Below are 2,122 nucleotides of genomic sequence, written 5' to 3'. Positions count from 1 at the left end.
TATGAACCAAACGTCGATCACCCCCACACGGAAATGTACGTGCTGCCCAGACGAAAATTAATGGATTTCTTGGCGGTGTAAAACCCGAAAAACAGCGGTGGCATACGTATGGAATCAAAGCGCTCTTTCGTATTGAATCAAAAAAATCTACAGAAATTTCCATATGACGTTAGCGGCTATCCTATGGATTCAAATTAGAATCCATACGATACAGAGAGTGAAAACAGGGGTTCGTGAGAATCATTTGATTCCCTATGTTTAAACGGTGCTATTTAAGGAAAGCAAAATTCAGATGCCGGGTGTCGTGAAGATTCTTTGGTTCCATATCTGTCTTTCGGGGGTTAACTACAGGGAAGGAGTAAAAAGACAGATTCCATATGAAAAAAGTGACCTTATCCCATGTCAGTCTAAGGGTTTTGGAGATAGGGGGTCGGGGTTGTGCAATCAAAGAGCAATTCCGGTGGGATTAGGGGCTAAGGCCGGAGGCTGAAGCCCCTAATCTGGCCATGTGACCAGCAGCCGGGAGAGGTCAAAATGCAGGTGGAAGAGCTGCAATTCCACGGGGGTGGATAGAGGGAATGTTGGCTGTTTGAAAGTTGATCGGTAAACGGAAACGGGCGAGCAAGTGAGAGAGTGCCCAGCACTCGACGGTTGCGAGCCGTACAGCAACGAAAAAGGGGGAACGCTTGTGAGAACACCAGAAATCACAACGAATGACATTGCGCTGTTTCGGATGATATGGTCCTATCGTGGTTGCACCTCAGATGTGTTACGAGAACGTATTTTCGATGGCCGAAGATACGGGTATACACGAATCGCAACATTACAAGAGCGCGGATACATTGCCAAACGAGCAATCTACAACCGGGAGTGGCCGAGGGGATACTGCTGGTATCTACTGAAAAAAGGACTGGAAGTGTTGGCTGATGTAGAGGGGTGGAGCCTGGAACGGTTGGAGATTGAGATTCGCCGATGGGAAGAATGGCGAAATGACAGCAAAGTAGCGCAATGGAACCGCCTATGGATTATGAACGTCGCGGTAGCGTGCGAAAAAGCCGGATGGGTGTGGATACCAAAGTATGAATTTGTCGGGTGGGGCCGCCAAGAACGAGAGCAATCTCGTATTGGCGGCATCCTCATTTGGGAAGAGCAAAAGTATGGCTTGTTCGTGATCGAACCGCAGGGAGGGAGATTGCCGATCTACCGGGCGAAAGAAGAATCCCGTCGGGTGCGAGGCGTTGTAGACGGCGTAATCGTTCTCAGCCGAAATGGGTGGTGCATGGAACAGTGGGGCCTTCCTGATTATTGGGAGTACGTCCTTCCCTACGGTGAAGGAATGGCCATTTTGAGTCTCGGCGCCGGATGGGAAGCAGCCATGAGAACAGCAGGGGGGAACGTCTGGAAAGCGGAGGGGGCCTTGTGATGGGAGAAGGAAGAATGTCGTTTCTCGTCATCGTGGTAGCGGGTTTCATTCTTGCGAATGCCCTCCCCATGACCTGGATTCCTCTCTTGCTCTGGTTTGGGATTTTGTGGATATTGTTGATAACACTGTGGATTTGGAAGAAACAGGAGACGTATTCCGGCTGGTGGATGGGGGCAGCCTATTGGATTCTCATGGGATGGAAGGGAGATGAAGTCCGTCACGTCTTGTACCAGGTAGCCTTGGGGTATTGGAACGGGGATGGGGCAATGAACTGGTTGTTGATTACGTTAGCGGTGACCGTCTTATATGCCGTGGTCGGCATCAAGATGTGTCACCGCTTTGCGGTTGCCCTTCCCAAATGGGTAACGTCGTCCATGGGGACGTTGACCCGCTCGGTAAAGAAGGCAATGGGCCAAGATTGGGAGCTCATCGAATTCCAGCTGGGGGTCGATCGTACAAGCGAGATTACAAGCGAACCATTCCGTCCAGGTGGGGAATAAAGGGGGGAGAATCATGCTTATTCGGGAAGAAGTGGAGTATCGGAGGGTGGAAGAGTTAAGGGAACATCCGCTCAATCGGATGCTCAATTCCCCTTTGGGTTCCATGGAGGCTGCTCTGCTTAAGAACAGCATCGACGAAATGGGGATTCAGGAGCCTTTATGGGTAACGGGGGAAAACGTCATAATCTCCGGTCATGAG

General features: G+C 50.5%; 3 protein-coding genes. All 3 read left to right on the top strand.

Features of this window, described 5'->3' with window-relative positions; translation table 11 throughout:
* The first annotated feature begins 688 nt into the window (after window positions 1-688).
* On the top strand, window positions 689-1,423 hold the full coding sequence (locus AB1L17_RS31295; RefSeq protein WP_412848913.1) for a hypothetical protein: 735 nt from the start codon (window positions 689-691) through the stop codon (window positions 1,421-1,423).
* Window positions 1,423-1,923, top strand: a complete 501-nt coding sequence (locus AB1L17_RS31290) for a hypothetical protein (protein WP_024984533.1) — start codon at window positions 1,423-1,425, stop codon at window positions 1,921-1,923. The genes AB1L17_RS31295 and AB1L17_RS31290 overlap by 1 nt, the downstream gene beginning before the upstream one ends.
* Window positions 1,924-1,936: 13 nt before the next feature.
* On the top strand, window positions 1,937-2,122 hold a 186-nt coding region (locus tag AB1L17_RS31285; protein WP_412848912.1), incomplete at its 3' end, for a ParB N-terminal domain-containing protein.

It is taken from the genome of Brevibacillus jepli (genome assembly GCF_047229145.1).
Lineage (GTDB): Bacteria > Bacillota > Bacilli > Brevibacillales > Brevibacillaceae > Brevibacillus.
This window is presented reverse-complemented; position numbering and strand designations above follow the sequence as displayed.

What these genes read in the sequence shown, in the direction of transcription:
- AB1L17_RS31290 (WP_024984533.1), top strand. Translation starts at nt 1,423, where the DNA reads ATGGGAGAAGGAAGAATGTCGTTTCTCGTCATCGTGGTAGCGGGTTTC.